Here is a 16,311-nt window from a genome sequence, read left to right on the forward strand (position 1 = left end):
CGGCGCACCTGAAGCGTGTCCGGTTCATCGAACAGGCGTCGTCAGCCCGCCATCTTCAAGGAATTGGGCCGCTCGCCGACCGGGCGGACCAGGGCGTTGGCGGCCTCGGCCGGCATGGCCGGACCGAACAGGTAGCCCTGGCATTCGTCGCAGCCGAGATCCACAAGGCAAGCGTGCTGGGCTTCGTTCTCCACGCCCTCGGCGATCACGGTCATGCCCAGCGCTTTGGCGAGCGAGACGATGGCCTGAACGATCGGCAGGCTGGCGCCTTCGCCGGGTAGGTCGGTGATGAAGCTGCGGTCGATCTTCAGCTTGTCGAAGGCGATGCGGCTGAGATAGGCCAAGCTGGAATAGCCCGTGCCGAAATCGTCCAGCGCCAGCCGCACGTTGAGCGCGCGCAGCCGCGCGATCGAAGCGTTGACGTTGGACCCCGCGTCGAGAAGCACGGATTCGGTGATCTCCAGTTCCAGCCGCTCGGGCGCGAGGCCGGAGCCGACCAGCGCCTCCTCCACCAGGGCCGGCACGTCGGAATGGCGCAGCTGGATCGGCGATAGATTGACCGCAATGCCGATCGTCTCCGGCCAGAGCGTGGCGACCCGGCAGGCTTCGCGCAGCGCCCAGCGACTGAGCGGCATGATGACGCCAGTCTCCTCCGCGATGGGGATGAAGTCGGACGGCGGGACTTTGCCGCGCAAGGGATGGTTCCAGCGGAGCAGCGCCTCGAAGCCACAGACGAGGCCGGTGCGCGCGTCGACCTGCGGCTGGTAGTGGAGCTGGAACTCGCCGCGATCCAGCGCGCCGCGCAGGTCCGAGGCCAGCGCCCGCTGCTTCTCCTGCCGCTCGTCCATCTCGGCCTCGTAGAAGCGGAAGCCGTTCCTGCCTTCGCGCTTGGTGCGGTAGAGCGCAAGGTCCGCCCGGCGCACGAGATCGGTTGCGCCGTCAGCCGGGGCCAGCGCGATGCCGATGCTGACGCCGACGCCCAGATGAATGTCGCCGATTCGGCAGGGACGGCCGACCGCCGAGACAATGCGCTCGGCCAGGCACCTGACGGCGGCCCGGTCGGCGGTCTCGTGCAGCACCATGAACTCGTCGCCCGCCAGCCGGGCGACGAAGGTGCCCGGCTTGACGAAACTCTGCAGCCGGCGCGCTACCTCCTTGAGCAGAGCGTCGCCCACCGCGTGGCCGAAGGCGTCGTTGGCGTTCTTGAACTCGTCGAGGTCGAGGCACATCACGGCGAAGCACGCGGCCGGCTCGCGCGCCAGCAGCGCGTCGAGCCTTTGCTGAAACAGGGCGCGGTTGGGCAGGTCGGTCAGCGGATCGTGGGTGGCCAGATGGGACAGGCGCTCCTGCGAGCGTTTTTGGACCGTGATGTCTGAGCCGACGCCGCGATAGCCAGTGAAGACCCCGTCGCAATCCTGGATCGGCTTGCCGCTGAGGCTCCACCAACGCTGCTCGCCGACCACCGACAGGCGGATCTGCAGCCCGTGAAACTCCTTATGCGCCCGCATGGTCTCGAACAGGCGGGCCAGATCCCCGCTTTCCTCCAAGGCACTGGCCGAGGCGCCGATGCCGCCCACCAGCCGGTCGAAGGTGAGGCCGTGAAGGACGCTCTCGGGCAGTTCCACCACCTCCGCCAGACGCGGCGAAATGTGCTGGAGCTTCAGGTCGGCGTCGGTTTCCCACAGCCAGTCGCTGGCATGGGCCTCGAAATCGTTGAGGAGGAGATTGGTCAGCTCCTGCTGGCGGCCGAGCTCGATCTGCGTCAGTACCCGCTTGGTCACGAGGCGGCGCAGGTGGAACATCGCGGTGAAGATGAACAGCGCGTAGAAGGCGAGCAGCAGCGCGACATAGACGTTCACCGCCTCGCCCGTCATCGCCAGCGCCAGAAAGGAGCCGAAGACGATCGGCCCGACATAGGCGAAGGAGGCGCGCGGCACCGTGGCGAGGCACATGCCCGTCGCGATCAGGCCGGCACAGGTCGAGGCGATCACGAGCCGCCCGTTCATGTCGCTATCGGCGAAGAGCACGATCGGGATCGACGCCAGGAACAGGCCCGCCAGGAGAGAGACCCAGGTCATCAACGCCCTGAAGCGCGGGCCGATCGGCAGGTTGGGCGCGCGCGAGCGCCAGCGCCAGCAGCTTTCCAGCGTGCACAGGGCCAGCGCGACGCTGCCGACCTGAAGTCCCACGAGATAGGGCACGTAGCTTCTATGCCAGAAGAGGACGATGATGACCTGCACCACCATGAAGGCGGTGATCGCGGTCAGCGGCGCCAGGCGCAGCGCGACGTCCACCCGCTCGACATGGACTTGGTCGGGCAGGGGGCCGACGGCGCGCGCTTCCCGCGGATCGTAGTCGATCAGGAAGGCCGTCAGACGTGTGAACGGCGCCACCAAACTCGCTCGCGTCATTCGCTTCCACCCTGCGACCTTGCCGAACCGGCCTTTTCGGGCGGTCCGCCGGCTCAGGTCAGACGCGGCTTCGATCCTAGCGAACCCATGTCTGCCCCGACGCCCAGGACCTGCCTCTCTCGCTCTGCACGAATGCCTAACGCGCGCTTCACCAATTGGCCCACAGCGACCCCCATAGACCTCCCTGTTTGCTGAAGAGGAGGTTAAAAATGGCGCCGAAACACTGGAGATAAGACCATCAGTATTACTTCGAGCTTACGATCGGGGCCTCGATTTGCGCCCATCGCGCTGCCGAGGCCGGCGGTGCGGTCGGCGGGGAGACGGCGTCGGATTTCAGACTAGGGGGTGCAGTGGAAGCTGGCGGCCGAGCCTTCAGGCTTCGACGACGCAAGCGGGCAGAGGTCTTGCTGTGCAAACCTCCCGCAAGTCTCGTCCCGGGTTTCTAGTGCAGTCGTGCGGGGCGCGAGCCGATAATGTCGAGCGCCACCATGCAGGCGTCCAGAAACGCCTGATGCGGAAGCTCGGGATGGGTTTCCCGGAACCGCTGTGTCAGTTCGGTTGGGTCGTCGGTTTCTTCCGAAAGCCGCAACACCGTGATGATCGGATCCTCGTCCGATGGCATGACATTCTCCGGCCTCGATGCGCCATGACCTATGGCTCGCGCGCCTTGCGAAAAGATGCGCGATCGCCCAAGTCTCGGATCGGGCCGATGTTTTTTGCCCTGCGTGACAAAAAAAGCCCGCCGCGGCTTAGCACCGGGCGGGCCTCTCTTGGGCCGCGTGGGGAACGCGCGACCCGCATCGGATCAGTTCGAGGTCGTATCAGTTGAAGCGGTAGGAGAGCTTCGCCGTCACGGTGTGGAAGTCGAAGTCGCCGCGCGTGCGGAAGTCGGTGTACTGGCCGGCGATCACCGCCGCGCCCGAACCGTCGAACGGGCCGCCGTTCAGGCGGGTGAAGGAGCCGCCGTCGCCGAGGTTGGTGTAGAGATATTCGGCACCGAAGGAGATGTTCTGCGTCACCTTCACTTCCATGCCGCCGCCGACCGAGTAGCCCCACTCGTCTTCGTTCTCGCGCGAGATCGCCGGGAAGGCGGCCGTCACGGCCGGGCTGTTGGTGCCGAAGCGGTAGTCCACCTGACCATAGGCGAAACCGCCCGTGGCGTAGAGCAGCGCGCTGTCGGTGACGAGGTAGCCAGCGCGCAGGCGGCCGGTCACGAGATAGTCGAGGCTGCGCTCGGCGGTGTAGACGGCCGGCGTGTTGGAGAAGGCGCTGGCGCGCTGCGAGATGTCGAGCGCATTGATGTCGGCCAGCGCGCCGATCACGAAGGCGCCGGCCTGATAGTCGTAGCCGACATGCGCGCCGCCGACGAAGCTCGACTCGAATTCCGAGGTGAAGCTGGAGCCGAAGGCGTTGGTCAGGAAGGCCGCGCCCGCGCCGCCGAAGTTCGGCACGATGGCGAGATTGTCGCCATTGTCAGGGTTGAACGCGCCGCCGGCCTGCACGCCGAGATAAAGGCCGGTCCAGGTCATGACCGGGGCCATGGCGACCGGGGGAGCCGGCTCGGAATAGACGACGTCGGCGGCGAGCGCCTGCGAGGCGAGGCCCAGCGTCGCGGCCGAAGCGAGAAGGAGAGCGAGGGTCTTCATGGCACAAACTCCGGTTGCGAAAGGCACTGGCGGCCCCCGTCGAGGATCGGGGCGCCGTGCCGCGACGAGGACTTGCCTCTTCGCCAGCGTTGCGCCGTTGCTCAGAAGATGCCTGAAATTTTTCGCCGCTCAAGCCGCCTTCCGCATGAATCCCATCCGTGTTGCTGAGATGTAACGCAGTTCACCGGCGCGTGATGAATGAGTTGTTCTTCGAAATAGCGGAAAGGACGAGAGGTGAGGCAGGGAAAAACCCGACAGGCTGGGGTTTTTGAAGTCTCTCAACAGTCTTGAATTGGCCCATGTGAGAATAGAATCACGCTGACGTGAGCTTGGGACGTTTAAGTAGCCGCATGCGGGTTAGACGCCAGCGTTGCAATTTTGACGCGTCCGGACGTCGGCCCCACGCGAAAATGGCCCGGCGCCGCAGGACGGGGCCGAGCCATGGGGAATGGAAATGGGACCGGAATGGTTCGGTCAGCGCGCGCCACGCGGCTTGGGACGGTGGTCGCCGGAAAGCTGGAGGGCGACGGAGACCAGAACCGCAAAGCCGCCCATCGTCAGGATGAATGAGAACAAGGTCGTCACGAGATCCATGGTTCAAACCTTCGAACGCTTGGGAAGGGTTCAGAAACCATGGTCGGGGTTAACGAAGTCTTGCCGGGGAGTGAGGCGCCCTCCGGCCTTCGACCTACCAGAGAACGTGGTTAACCGGGCGCACGGGGGCCGGCGCGTCCATCTTGCCGCGAAGATGTTCGAGATCGATCTGGATCGTGCGGCAGATCGAGGTGAGGGGTACGTCGTGGTCCCGGTTCTCGAACGGGTCCTGCAGGTCGCTGCCGATCTGGTCCATGGCCAGCATCATGAACCCGACGATCGTGGAGGCGAGCGGCGTGTAGATGCCGAGGCTGTCGACCAGCCCGACGGGCAGGAGCACGCAGAAGACATGGACGAAGAGCGTGGGAAAGTAGTCGTACTCGCGCGGCAGCGGCGTGTTCTTGATCCGCTCCATGCCGCCCTGGGCATTGCTCATGTCCACCAGAAGCTGCTCGACCTGCGTGCGGCGGATCGAGTCCATCCAGCCTTGCCGGGTGGCGTCCGAGAGAAGCGCGGCGGTCTCGTTGAGAACCGCGTTGGGCACGTTGGAGACGTCGGTCAGACCCTCCGTCTCGGCCTCGCCGAGAAAAGGGCGGATCTCGTCCAGGCAGGGCTGGCGGCGCAGATGGCAGCGCAGCGCGTTGACATAGGCGATCTGCCGCATCACCAGCGCCTGGCGCAGGTCGTGGCTTTCCGGCCGTGTATCGATGAGATGGAACACGGCGCGGCCATAGGAGCGCGAGGCGTTGACCATGGCACCCCAGAGCGTTCGCGCTTCCCACCAGCGATTATAGGCGTTGTTGTTGCGAAAGCCCAGAAACAGCGCCAGCGCCGAACCGAGCAGCGTCATCGGCAGGATCGGCAGGTCAAAGCCGGGATGCGGCAGGTAGACATAGGCCAGCGTGACGATGACGTCCCAGATCAGGAGCAGCACCAGCGGCCAGCCTACATAGCGAAGCATGCGCGGCAGACGGGCAGACTCGGGCAAGACCATGCGCAACTCCTTATGTGGACGGCCAAACGAACCGAAGAACGCTTGGTTGCATTGCAGCATGAGAAAGCGGCCTCGGTTCGGCCCCGCGAAGGCGAGAGGATGACGCGCCGCTCGCTCGGGAGCGGGGTCCTGATCGTGCCGGTCTTATCCGTCTGGTAGGGTTGATGATTTAGGCGCAACAGTGCGCCTTCTTTTGAAAGGGGCTGGAACCTCGAAGGCCGCTCGCGAATTCTTGAGGCGACATCTTCCAACGGATCAACGCCCATGCGCAGCCGCAGTCGCAGCCCTTTCCACCTTCGTGCCCTTCGCTACAGCCTTCTTATTCTCAGCCTTCTGTTCGCTGGGGGCGTCGTGTTCCTCGGGATCACCAACATGACCAAGGTCGAAGCCGACCCGCTGGTGGACTATCGCGGCGTGTCGCAGAACTGAGCGACCGGGCCGGTTGAGGCCGGCCCATAAAAAGCCCTCCCGGCCTGACGGCGGAGAGGGCTTTTCGCTGCCTGCGAAAGCGAGCGAGCTGGGCTTAAGCGGCCTTGGCGGTTTCGGCCGGGGCCTCGTCCATGGCGCGCAGATAGAGGTCGAGCAGCGTCTCGTGCTCGTCGCGCTCGTCCTTGTCCTGCTTGCGCAGCTTGATGATCTCTTTCAGGATCTTGACGTCGAATCCCTCGCCCTTGGCCTCGGCGAAGACCTCCTTCTTGCCTTCCATCAGATCCTGAATCTCCTGATCCAGCTGTTCCACGCGCTCCACGAACGAGCGGATGCGACTGCCGCCGATGCCAACCGTGTCCGACATGGTGACTCCTTCCTGAATGAACCGGGGGCACTATCGCCGGGAGGGGTAAGCGAGTCCTTAACCCAACCGGCGCGCCGCCCCTTCATCCCCGAGAGCGGTTGCGGAAGGCGCAATTGCCGAGGCCGGTGCCGATGGTCACCGCGGCCCAGCGTTCCACGTCGCGCATGAAGGGCCATTCGCTGAGCCCCTGGATCACCGCGTCATTGTGCAGGCGGATCATGGTGGGATGGCCGCGCAGGCGCGGAACGGCGCGGCGCACGAGCTCGGGCAGGCGAAAGCCCGGCTCGGTCCAGTCGCCCGGCAGATTCTGCACGCCGCCCGCGAAGCTGCCGTCCGGCCGAACGAGGCCGGGGCAGGACAGTCCGACGAAGGGTGCCAGACGAAGCCCCTCTCGCCCGGCCTCGTCGGCGGCCTGGCATAGAAGCATCCCCATGCGCTCCAGCACCTCCTCGCGGCTCGGCTCGTCGTCGGCATGGCACCATTTCTCGCGATGGACGACGCGGGGTTCCCGGCCCTCCTTCTCCAGCGCCACGACGCCGCAGCGAAGATTGGTGCCCCCAATGTCCACCGCGAGAAAGGCGTTGCCCGCGCCCAGCACCTCGGTCGGCGCGGCATAGGCCCAGCCCACCATGCCGCCATCGTCCGGCGCATGGTGCAGCGAGGAAAGCGGGATAGGGCGGCCATGCTCCTCCCGCAGAATCGCCTCGGCCCGGCGCACGGCCTCCTCGCCGACGCGGCTCGACTGGAGGCCGCCGCCGCACACGATGCGCTCCACCCCCGCCCAGGAGGCGTTTGCCAGAAATCGGTCCAGCACATCGGCGAGATCGACGGCGAAATCCTGCAGCGCGCCGTCCAGCGCCTCGGCCTCGCCGGCATTGTCCGGCCGATGCAGCGTCTCGTCCAGCTCGTCGCGCTCCAGCTCCTGCGTCGACGCGTTGCCGAAGGGCGTGTCGCCCTGGCCCGACAGGCGTTCGCGCCAAAGGTCCAGAAGCGTGCGGAAAGCGGTCTCGCTGGCCTTGTCCCCTAGGAACCCGCCATCCTCGCGAATGTCGAGACTGTGGCTCTCGACCCGCGCCACCGGCAGGTCGGCGGCCCCATGCGGGGCAGCGAGGTCGGGCGCGTCGGGCATGGGAGCGGTCCATTGTCTGGCGGGCGAAGGTCTGGCGGGGCGAAAGCAGGGTGTATCGATCGGGCAGGCGTCGGGATCATGGCCCGCATAGGCGCAGCGCCGTTTCGGACCGGACGGCGCGTCGATGAGGTCCTCACATCCTCAATGCCGCCATGGGCGAAGGGTTCGGCCGACCCTTGCGCCTTCGCGCCGAAGTGAAATCCGCGTGACCGGCGTCAGCGCGCCGACGAGGGGAGTCTCGCCAAAGTCGCTCCGTCCGCTTCGCCGCCAAAGAAGAGGGCGAGCGCCTCGTCGAACAGACGCCTGTCGTCTCCCTGAGCCGCCTCGCGGAACAGGGTTAGCGAGGAGTGGAACTTCATGTCGTCGGGCGAGCCGAACAGCGTATGCACGGAACGCTCGCCGCTTTCGCAGGCAGCCGTCACCGCCTTGCGAAGCCGGGGCCCGAGCAGGGGATGGGCGAGATAGGCTTTGGCCTCGTCCAGCGAGCGAAGCGCGAAGCGGCGCGCCGTTTCGCTGCGCCCCAGCCCCTCGATCTGCGGAAACACGAACCACATCCAATGGCTCGCCTTGCGGCCCCGGTTCAGCTCGGCCAGCGCATCGGCATAGACGCCTTCCTGCGCGACGACGAAGCGCCGGAGATCGAACGGGTCGGACGTCATGAACTGTCTCCCTGCCGGGTTGGAAGGCCGATCCGGCAAAACCCGATGCGCCGGATCGGCATGGCTGCTGGCCTGCCGGCCTCAGGCCGAGCCGGGCTCGGCGAGCTTGCGGTTCTGCTCGGCCAGGATCGGGGCGGGCGTGACATTGGCCAGCGCCGAGGCGAGTTTGTTCTTCCAGCCGCTCACCACGTCGCCCTTGCCCTGCATGACGGCCTCGAAGCCGACGCGCGCCACCTCGGCCGCGTCGTCCTTGGGCGCCTGGCCGATCGCGGTGTCCAGCATGTCGGCGCGTGCGAAGACCTCCGTGTCGGTCGCGCCGGGCATGAGGCAGGAGACCGTGACGCCTGAATCCTTCAGCTCGTTGCGCAGGGCAAAGGCGAAACTGTTCAGGAACGCCTTGGTGCCGTTGTAGACCGCCATGAAGGGACCGGGCACGAAGCCGGCGATCGAGCCGGTAATGAGGATGCGCCCCGTGCCGCGCCGGCGCATGTCCCGGCCCACCTGATGGATGAGGTAGAGCGTGCCGGTCAGGTTGGTGTCGAGGACGTGGCGTGCCTCGGTGAAGTCCTGGTCGAGAAAGGCGTGGCCGAGCGCCCGGCCGGCATTGGCGAAGAGGCTGTCGACCGGGCGCCCTGCAAGCGCGGCGAGAAGCGTATCGACGCCTTCCACGCTCGAGAGATCGGTTTCCAGTGCATCCACGCTTACGCCCGAGCGGCGAAGCTCGGCGGCGGCGGCTTCGATCTCGGGCTCGTCGGCTGCGATCACCAGATCGAAACCCTCCGCCGCGCAGAGCCGGGCGAGTTCCCGACCGATGCCGCTGGAGGCCCCAGTCACCAGGGCTAGAGGGCGGCCTGCCGCCTCGTTTGCCGCGCTCATGGCTTCAGCACCACTTTGACACAGGAATCCTTCTTGTCGCGGAAGGTCTTGTAGAGCTCCGGCCCGTCTTCCAGCGATCCCGTGTGGGTGATGATGAAGGACGGGTCTATCTCGCCCTTGACGATGCGCTCCATCAGGAGCGGCAGGTAGCGCTGCACCGGGGTCTGTGCCATGCGGAAGGTGAGGCCCCGGTTGATGGCCGAGCCCATCGGGATCTTGTCGAGGAAGCCGCCATAGACGCCGACGATCGACACGGTACCGAAATTGCGCGTGCAGTGGATGGCCTGGCGTAGGACATGCGGCCGGTCGGTGCCCATGAAGGTCGCGACCTTCACCCGGTCGATGATGGCGTCGAGCGAGCCCGTGGCATGGGCTTCCGATCCGACCGCGTCGATCGAAGCGTCGACCCCGCGCCCGTTGGTCAGCTCCTGGATGCGCTCGTAGATGTCCTCGTCCATGAAATCGAGCGTGATCGCGCCGCTCTTCGCGGCGAGGGCGAGGCGCTCCGGCACGGTGTCGATGGCCAGCACGCGCTCGGCGCCGAGGATGAAGGCGCTCTTGATCGCCATTTGGCCGACCGGCCCGCAACCCCAGACCGCGATCGTATCGCCCGGCTTGATGTCGCAGAAATCGGCGGCCATGTAGCCGGTGGGAAAGATGTCGGACAGGAACAGGACCTGATCGTCGGTCAGCCCCTCCGGCACCTTGATCGGCCCGACATCGGCATAGGGCACTCGCAGATATTCGGCCTGGCCGCCGCTATAGCCGCCGAGAAGATGGGAATAGCCGAACAGGCCGGCGGGCGAATGGCCCCAGAGCTTTTCGGCGCGGGCCTTGTTCGGGTTGGAGCGCTCGCAACCGGAGAAGAAGCCGCGCTTGCAGAAGAAGCACTCGCCGCAGGAAATGGTGAAGGGCACCACCACCCGGTCGCCGACCTTCAGGTCGCCCGCGCCCGAGCCTGCTTCCACCACTTCGCCCATGGTCTCGTGGCCGAGAATGTCGCCCGAATGCATGTCGGGAATGACGCCGTCGTAGATATGCAGGTCGGAGCCGCAGATGGCGCAGGACGTCACCTTGATGATCACGTCCCGCGCATCCTCGATCTTCGGGTCGGGGACGCTTTCGCAGCGGATGTCGCCTTTGCCGTGCCAGGTCAGCGCTTTCATGAAACCTCCATCGGGGCCGGGCGGGCGCTCGGCCCCGCCGGTGTCCAAGGGTTAACAGGAGGTTTCGAAGGGCGGTTCCGCCCGGAGAGTTTGGCTGACGAAGGACCCTCGCCAGCCGATGCCTCAGACCTTGGGCTTGCCCAGCGTGTCCGCCATGGACGCGCCGCGCTGGCCCATGGGCTGGGCGGGGCTGGTGGTGGAGTCGATCGCCGTCTGGTGCTCCAGTTCGGCATTCAGCTCCGCGCCCAACAGCACCACGATCGTGGAGATCCAGATCCAGGTCATGAAGCCGATCGCCGCGCCCAACGAGCCGTAGGTCTCGTCATAGGAGCCGAAATTCTGCGCGTACCAGGAGAAGAGGAGCGAGAAGACCACCCAGAGCGCGGCGGCGAACAGGCTGCCCGGCGCGATCCAGCGCCATTTGGCCGCCGAACGGCTGGGGCCGATGCGGTAGACCATGGAGAGACCGAGCGCGACCAGCACGAGAAGGATCGGCCAGCGCAGGACGAGGAGCCAGGTCTCCAGCCCGCCGAGATGCAGGAATTCCAGCACGATGGGCAGGACGACCACGCCGGCGAGCGCCACGATCAGGGCGAAGATCGTGCCGAGCGTGAAGGCGAGCGTCACGAGCGTCAGCTTGACGAAGTCGCGCTTCTCCTTTTCGTCGTAGACGATGTTCATGGCGTCGAAGAGCGTCTTCATGCCTGCATTGGCGCTCCACAGCGCGACGCCGAGGCCGAACACCATGCCGAAGCCGAGCTTGGCGCCTTCCTTGGAGGTGACGCGCTGCATCTGCTCGCCGATGATCTGCAGCGCGCCGCTGGGCAGGACGCCCGCCATGTTCTGCAACTGGTCATTGACGCTGGCGGGGTCGTTGAACAGGCCGTAGATCGAGATGAAGGCGGTGATCGCGGGAAACAGCGCGAGGAGCACGTAGAAGGTGACGCCGGCGCCGACCAGCATCAGCCGGTCGCTTGAGAATTCCTCGTAGGTGCGCCAGAGCACGTCCTTCCAGCCTTGGGCGGGAATGGCCGTGGGCTTGGCCGCCGTGCGCCCGCGCGCCGCCTCGTCGGCCGGCACCTTGGCCGTTTCGCCCTCGGGGGCGGCGCTGTCGGCCCAGCCGGGCTTGTTGCTCTCAGTCTCCCCGGGCCAGGGGCCTTCGCTGTCCCGGTCTCTCCAAGTCTCGCTCTTGCCGGCGACGAATCCGATGGCGGTCAGCGCGCCCGCCGACACGAGACCGAGAAGCACGTCGCCCGTCGCCGATCCCTTAGCCAGACCCTTGGCAGATCCCTTGGCCGATCTCGCCCCCGGTGCCTTGGCCGATACCCCGGCCCATCGCCTGGATTGCGTCCGTTCGCCCATCGCCTCTTGCCCCCTTGGCCGTTCCTGCCGCGAGGCCGAACCGAGCCTCGCTGCGGAAACGCTGCAATGCGGCAAACCGATCCCTGCGAGGCGAAGTCGTGGCCAAAGGATGGCGGCAGCGTGGCCTGTCGGGCGAGCGGGCGGTCAGTAGCCGATCGCGGCGCCCGAGCCCGCCCGCGCGTCGATCGCGCCGAAGAAGCGTTCGGGGTTGGCGGGGTCGCGTGCCTTCAGGCTGGGGCCGCCGACGAGAATGCCCGCCGCCTGACCCCAGACCGGCCAGTTCGGGTCCTCGCTCACCTTGTGGCCCTTGGCGGCGAGAAGCCGGATCGTGTCGGGCGAGAGGGCGCGCGGCTCGATCGTGATCCGGTCGGGCTGCCATTGATGGTGGATGCGGGGCGCATCCACCGCCTCCTGAATGGTCATGCCGTGGTCCACCACGTTCATGATCGCCTCGGCGACGATGGTGATGATGCGCGAGCCGCCGGGCGAGCCGATCACCATCACCGGCTCGCCGTTCTCAGTCAGGATCGTCGGGCTCATGGAGGAAAGCGGCGTCTTGCCCGGCGCGATGGCATTGGCCTCGCCTTGGATCAGGCCGTAGAGATTGGGCACGCCGACCTTCTGTGTGAAGTCGTCCATCTCGTTGTTGAGAAGGACGCCCGTGCCCGGCGCCACGACCCGCGCGCCGAACGAGCCGTTCAGCGTGTAGGTCACGGCGACGGCGTTTCCGTCCTTGTCGATGATGGAATAATGCGTGGTCTCGTGGCTTTCGCTGCCGACCGGCTTCATAGCGCTCGAAACGCCGGCCCGGTTCGGGTCGATGCGCGCGCGCACCTTGTCGGCATAGGCCTGCGAGAGCAGCGTCTCGGTCGGGTTCTTCACGAAGTCGGGGTCGCCCAGCGCCGAGTTGCGATCGACGAAGCCCTGCCGCATGGCTTCCGCCATGAGATGCACCGTCTCGGCCGAGCCGTAGCCGGTATAGCTCAGGGGATAGGCTTCCAAGATGTTGAGGATTTCGCAGATCACCACGCCGCCCGAACTCGGCGGCGGGGAGGAGATGATCTCGTAACCGCGATAGTCGCAGCGAACGGGATCGAGCTCGCGCACCTTGTAGGCCTCGAAATCGGCGGTCTCCAGAATGCCGCCATGGGCGGCGCTGGCCTTGGCGATCGCTTCCGCCGCCGCACCCCGGTAGAACCCGTCCGGCCCGCGCTGGGCGATGGCGTCCAGAACGCCGGCCAGATCGCTCTGCACCAGCCGCTCCCCGGCGCGATAGGGTTCGGTGCCGTTCTTCAGGAAGATGGCGCTGGCGCCCGCGTCCTTGGCGAGATCGGCATTGGCGTCGGCGAAGCTTTCCACATCGCCCGGCGAGAGCACGAAGCCCTCGCGCGCCAGACGGATCGCCGGGGCGATCAGCGCGGCGCGATCCTTGGTGCCGTATTTTTCGCGCGCCAGCTCGAAGCCGGCGACCGAGCCGGGCACGCCGACCGCGAGATAGCCGTCGGTGGAAAGGCCCGGCACGGGCTCGCCCTTGGCGTCGAGATACATGTCCTTCGAGGCCCGGCCGGGCGCGCGCTCGCGAAAGTCGAGGAAGCGCGTGCGCCCGTCCTTCATGCGCAGCGTCATGAAGCCGCCGCCGCCGAGATTGCCCGCGGTGGGATAGGTGACGGCCAGTGCGTAGCCCACCGCCACGGCGGCATCCACCGCGTTGCCGCCAGCCCGCAGCACGGCCACGCCGACCTCGGAGGCGAGGCGCTGCGCGGTGACGACCATGCCGTGCTCGGCCCCGACCGGCGCGGGCGAGGCCGCACTGGCGCCGCTGGCGAAACTGACGACGAGGCAGGTGGCAAGGACAAGGCGGAATGGGCGAGGCATGGCGCGGCTCCTCCGGCGTTGTGCCGCCCATGGCGAGGCGACTGAGGGGAGACTGCCCCCTTCCGGCGGCCTTGTCACGCTTCGGCCCTGTCGTGCTCCGGTCTTGCGGCGGCCGGTCTCGGCGGGCCCGGCGCAGTCAGCGCAGGTCGATCTGCCGTGTTTCGTGCAGAACCGGGCTTCCCTCGCGCAGGATCTCGACGGCGACGGTCCACGGGCCGGGCGCGGGCGGGCGCCGCAGGCCGGCCAAGCCGGAATAGACCGCCTTGTTGTTGTCCAGCGGCTCGGCCGTTGTGTCGAGAACCTGTGCGCCGCCGGGATCGGTCAGCTGAAAGCGGACGCGGTCGCCTTTGCGCAGATTGGCGAGCCAGGCCCAGCCGACCGTGATGGGAGAGCGGAGCGTCGCCGGCGGCGGCGGCCCGTCCTGAACGAGCCTGCCGTAGTCCACCATCTCGCCGGCAAGGCCCATGGCCAGGACCTGCGTCGTCGGACGCAGGAGGCGCGCGGCGGCATCAAGCGTGAACAGGGTGTCGCGCTCGGTGTCCTCGGCCACGCAGCCGCCGCCGACGGAATGGCCGGATATAGGGTCGATCCGCTCGCCGTTCCGCCGCACGGACAGATGCACATGGGGAAACTCGGCCAGACCCGAGGCGCCGATCTCCCCGAGCGTCTGGCCCGCCTCCACCCGCTCGCCCGACCGCACGCGCACGGACCCCTTGCGCAGATGGCAATATTGGGTTTCTAGTCCTTCGCCATGGTCGAGAACGACGCCGTTGCCGCATTCGACGGACTGCACCGCGTCGCGAAGGGCCGGCGTCGAGGCCAGCCGGTCCTCCATGCCGTCGCGCCCGCCCTTCACCGTGCCGGCGAGCGCGGCGACCACCGGCTCTCCGCGGGCGATGTCGCGCAGCGAAAGGAGGCGGATGTCGATGCCGTCGTGCCCGTCATAGGCGGCGATGCCGCAGAACGGATCGCGGACGCCGGGGCCGGCCTCCATGTCGGGCAGTTGCTGGACGAAGCAGTCCCGGCCGATCTCGCAGGTGACGGGAAGTCCCAGGCGGCTTGTATCCTCGGCCTCGGCGGGCGCGGACAGCGCGAGGCCCCCGGCGAGAAGGGCGGCGAGGCGGGCCGGGCGAAGCGACATGGCAAGGACCCTCGGTTTCGGCATCCGGCGGGTTTGTGGCACAGGGCGGCGGAGGCGTCGAGGCAGCGCCCGCGCTCAGGTTCCGGACGTGCTCGACGGCAACGGGATGGGAGGCGGTGGGCGAGGAGGGACGTGGGGGCTTTAGCTTGGTCATCTCTAATCGATCCGATCAGACCACGAATGGCGTCACGCAAGCCGCCGGCGATGCGCAATGGCTTCTCAAGCGTTGCTCGCAAGCAGGCAGTGCCACCCCAGACGTGATGTTGACCGGCACGCACTACAATCGCCCCCGACGATAGGATAAGGATCAGGACCGAATCGCCAGGCGCATCGGAAGGACCGCTCATGGTCGCCACGGATATCGCGACGCGCGTGTGGAACCACACGTTCAAGCTCGACCCGATCGTGCGCTCGCTGCTCGACACGGATTTCTACAAGCTCCTGATGCTGCAGATGGTCTGGGGCCTGCACCCGACCACGCAGGTCACCTTCCGGCTCATCAACCGGACCCGCACCGTGCGGATCGCCGACGAGATCGACGAGGGCGAGCTTCGCGCCCAGCTCGACCATGCCCGCTCGGTGCGCTTCTCCAAGCGCGAGATGATCTGGCTGGCGGGCAACTCCTTCTATGGCGAGCGGCAGATCTTCCTGCCCGCCTTTCTGGAATGGCTGCGCGACTTCCAGCTGCCGCCCTACGAGCTGGCCAAGCGCGACGGGCAGTACGAGCTGATGTTCCACGGGCCCTGGACCCACACGATGATGTGGGAAATCCCGGCGCTCGCCATCATCAACGAGCTGCGCTCGCGCGCCGCGATGAAGGATTACGGCCGCTTCGAGCTGGACGTGCTCTATGCCCGGGCCAAGGCCAAGATGTGGGAGAAGGTGGAGCGGCTGGACAAGCTGCCCGCCATCCGCATGTCCGACTTCGGCACGCGGCGGCGCCATTCCTTCCTGTGGCAGCGCTGGTGCGTCGAAGCGCTGAAGGAAAAGCTGGGCGACCGTTTCATCGGCTCCTCCAACGTGCTTCTCGCCATGGAGACCGATCTCGAAGCCATCGGCACCAATGCGCACGAACTGCCCATGGTCTACGCCGCCTTGGCGCGCTCGGACGCGGAGCTGCGCGACGCGCCCTACGAGGTGCTGAAAGCCTGGCAGAGCTGGTATGGCGGCAATCTTCTGGTGGTGTTGCCCGACACGTTCGGCACGGCGTCCTTCCTGGAGCGCGCGCCGGGCTGGGTGGCGAACTGGACGGGCTTTCGCCCCGACTCCGCGCCCCCGATCGAGGGCGGCGAGGCGATCATGGCATGGTGGCGCTCCAAGGGCGTCGACCCGCGCGACAAGCTGCTTGTCTTCTCCGACGGGATGGACGTCGATTCCATCGAGGAGACCTATCGCCATTTCGACGGGAGGGTGCGCATGAGCTTCGGCTGGGGCACCAATCTCACCAACGACTTCCGCGGTGTCGCGCCCGAGGACACGCCGGGCCTCCATCCGATCTCGCTGGTCTGCAAGGTGATGGACGCCGACGGGCGCCCGGCGGTGAAGCTGTCGGACAATCCGGCCAAGGCGACGGGCACCGCCGCCGACATCGAGCGTTATCGCCGCATCTTCGGCACCAAGGCGGAAATTTCGCGCGACGTGCTGGTTTGAGAATAATCGACCTTT

General features: G+C 66.8%; 14 protein-coding genes. 2 read left to right on the forward strand and 12 right to left on the reverse strand.

Translation table 11 applies throughout. The annotated features are described in order from the left end of the window. Window positions 1-41 precede the first annotated feature (41 nt). The 4 genes from M673_RS05070 to M673_RS05085 all read right to left on the reverse strand — a co-directional run bounded on the left by M673_RS05070 (window position 42) and on the right by M673_RS05085 (window position 5,645). The gene (locus M673_RS05070) at window positions 42-2,411 is read right to left on the reverse strand and encodes a putative bifunctional diguanylate cyclase/phosphodiesterase (RefSeq protein WP_061974135.1); all 2,370 of its coding nucleotides are present in this window, start codon (window positions 2,409-2,411) and stop codon (window positions 42-44) included. Window positions 2,412-2,853: 442 nt separating this feature from the next. After that, window positions 2,854-3,033, reverse strand: coding sequence for a hypothetical protein (locus M673_RS05075; protein WP_061974137.1), 180 nt, complete (start codon window positions 3,031-3,033; stop codon window positions 2,854-2,856). A gap of 199 nt (window positions 3,034-3,232) precedes the next feature. After that, a complete protein-coding gene (locus M673_RS05080) occupies window positions 3,233-4,057 on the reverse strand; it encodes an outer membrane protein (RefSeq protein WP_061974139.1) in 825 nt (274 codons plus the stop codon). A 688-nt stretch (window positions 4,058-4,745) separates the two neighbouring features. Beyond that, window positions 4,746-5,645 carry a bestrophin family protein gene (locus M673_RS05085; protein ID WP_061974141.1) on the reverse strand — a complete coding sequence of 300 codons (900 nt, stop codon included), beginning with the start codon at window positions 5,643-5,645 and terminating at the stop codon, window positions 4,746-4,748. A gap of 264 nt (window positions 5,646-5,909) precedes the next feature. Between M673_RS05085 and M673_RS24520 the strand changes: the two genes are divergently transcribed. After that, window positions 5,910-6,074 (forward strand): hypothetical protein, encoded by a 165-nt coding sequence (locus tag M673_RS24520; RefSeq protein ID WP_156421100.1) that lies wholly within the window; start codon window positions 5,910-5,912, stop codon window positions 6,072-6,074. A gap of 94 nt (window positions 6,075-6,168) precedes the next feature. On the opposite strand, the gene M673_RS05090 is transcribed toward M673_RS24520, so the two are convergent. From M673_RS05090 to M673_RS05125, 8 genes are all read right to left on the reverse strand, one after another. Continuing rightward, entirely contained in the window at window positions 6,169-6,438 is a 270-nt protein-coding gene (locus M673_RS05090) for a DUF2312 domain-containing protein (RefSeq protein WP_061974143.1), read from the reverse strand. Between the two features lie 82 nt (window positions 6,439-6,520). Further along, a complete protein-coding gene (locus M673_RS05095; RefSeq protein ID WP_061974144.1) occupies window positions 6,521-7,567 on the reverse strand; it encodes an ROK family protein in 1,047 nt (348 codons plus the stop codon). Window positions 7,568-7,782: 215 nt separating this feature from the next. Then, complete coding sequence (locus M673_RS05100; RefSeq protein WP_061974147.1) at window positions 7,783-8,226, reverse strand: DUF1810 domain-containing protein; 444 nt, start codon at window positions 8,224-8,226, stop codon at window positions 7,783-7,785. Between the two features lie 81 nt (window positions 8,227-8,307). After that, the gene (locus tag M673_RS05105; protein ID WP_061974153.1) at window positions 8,308-9,102 is read right to left on the reverse strand and encodes an SDR family NAD(P)-dependent oxidoreductase; all 795 of its coding nucleotides are present in this window, start codon (window positions 9,100-9,102) and stop codon (window positions 8,308-8,310) included. Continuing rightward, window positions 9,099-10,268 (reverse strand): zinc-dependent alcohol dehydrogenase, encoded by a 1,170-nt coding sequence (locus M673_RS05110; protein WP_061974155.1) that lies wholly within the window; start codon window positions 10,266-10,268, stop codon window positions 9,099-9,101. The genes M673_RS05105 and M673_RS05110 overlap by 4 nt, the downstream gene beginning before the upstream one ends. Before the next feature lie 123 nt (window positions 10,269-10,391). Then, window positions 10,392-11,630 carry a YihY/virulence factor BrkB family protein gene (locus M673_RS05115; RefSeq protein WP_082639181.1) on the reverse strand — a complete coding sequence of 413 codons (1,239 nt, stop codon included), beginning with the start codon at window positions 11,628-11,630 and terminating at the stop codon, window positions 10,392-10,394. A 144-nt stretch (window positions 11,631-11,774) separates the two neighbouring features. After that, window positions 11,775-13,505: a gamma-glutamyltransferase gene (gene ggt / locus M673_RS05120; protein ID WP_061974157.1), complete on the reverse strand. Its 1,731-nt coding sequence runs from the start codon at window positions 13,503-13,505 to the stop codon at window positions 11,775-11,777. A gap of 136 nt (window positions 13,506-13,641) precedes the next feature. Next, window positions 13,642-14,646 (reverse strand): M23 family metallopeptidase, encoded by a 1,005-nt coding sequence (locus M673_RS05125; RefSeq protein ID WP_061974160.1) that lies wholly within the window; start codon window positions 14,644-14,646, stop codon window positions 13,642-13,644. Between the two features lie 345 nt (window positions 14,647-14,991). Between M673_RS05125 and pncB the strand changes: the two genes are divergently transcribed. Continuing rightward, window positions 14,992-16,296 (forward strand): nicotinate phosphoribosyltransferase, encoded by a 1,305-nt coding sequence (pncB, locus tag M673_RS05130; protein ID WP_061974161.1) that lies wholly within the window; start codon window positions 14,992-14,994, stop codon window positions 16,294-16,296. Window positions 16,297-16,311: the final 15 nt, after the last annotated feature.

The sequence above is a fragment of the Aureimonas sp. AU20 genome (assembly GCF_001442755.1).
Taxonomy (GTDB): Bacteria; Pseudomonadota; Alphaproteobacteria; order Rhizobiales; family Rhizobiaceae; genus Aureimonas.

Coding starts and splice junctions, on each gene's coding strand:
- M673_RS05080 (WP_061974139.1), bottom strand. CDS start 4,057: ATGAAGACCCTCGCTCTCCTTCTCGCTTCGGCCGCGACGCTGGGCCTC.
- M673_RS05125 (WP_061974160.1), bottom strand. CDS start 14,646: ATGTCGCTTCGCCCGGCCCGCCTCGCCGCCCTTCTCGCCGGGGGCCTC.
- M673_RS24520 (WP_156421100.1), top strand. CDS start 5,910: ATGCGCAGCCGCAGTCGCAGCCCTTTCCACCTTCGTGCCCTTCGCTAC.
- M673_RS05095 (WP_061974144.1), bottom strand. CDS start 7,567: ATGCCCGACGCGCCCGACCTCGCTGCCCCGCATGGGGCCGCCGACCTG.
- M673_RS05085 (WP_061974141.1), bottom strand. CDS start 5,645: ATGGTCTTGCCCGAGTCTGCCCGTCTGCCGCGCATGCTTCGCTATGTA.
- M673_RS05115 (WP_082639181.1), bottom strand. CDS start 11,630: ATGGGCGAACGGACGCAATCCAGGCGATGGGCCGGGGTATCGGCCAAG.
- pncB (WP_061974161.1), top strand. CDS start 14,992: ATGGTCGCCACGGATATCGCGACGCGCGTGTGGAACCACACGTTCAAG.
- M673_RS05110 (WP_061974155.1), bottom strand. CDS start 10,268: ATGAAAGCGCTGACCTGGCACGGCAAAGGCGACATCCGCTGCGAAAGC.
- M673_RS05070 (WP_061974135.1), bottom strand. CDS start 2,411: ATGACGCGAGCGAGTTTGGTGGCGCCGTTCACACGTCTGACGGCCTTC.
- M673_RS05100 (WP_061974147.1), bottom strand. CDS start 8,226: ATGACGTCCGACCCGTTCGATCTCCGGCGCTTCGTCGTCGCGCAGGAA.
- M673_RS05090 (WP_061974143.1), bottom strand. CDS start 6,438: ATGTCGGACACGGTTGGCATCGGCGGCAGTCGCATCCGCTCGTTCGTG.
- M673_RS05105 (WP_061974153.1), bottom strand. CDS start 9,102: ATGAGCGCGGCAAACGAGGCGGCAGGCCGCCCTCTAGCCCTGGTGACT.
- M673_RS05075 (WP_061974137.1), bottom strand. CDS start 3,033: ATGCCATCGGACGAGGATCCGATCATCACGGTGTTGCGGCTTTCGGAA.
- ggt (WP_061974157.1), bottom strand. CDS start 13,505: ATGCCTCGCCCATTCCGCCTTGTCCTTGCCACCTGCCTCGTCGTCAGT.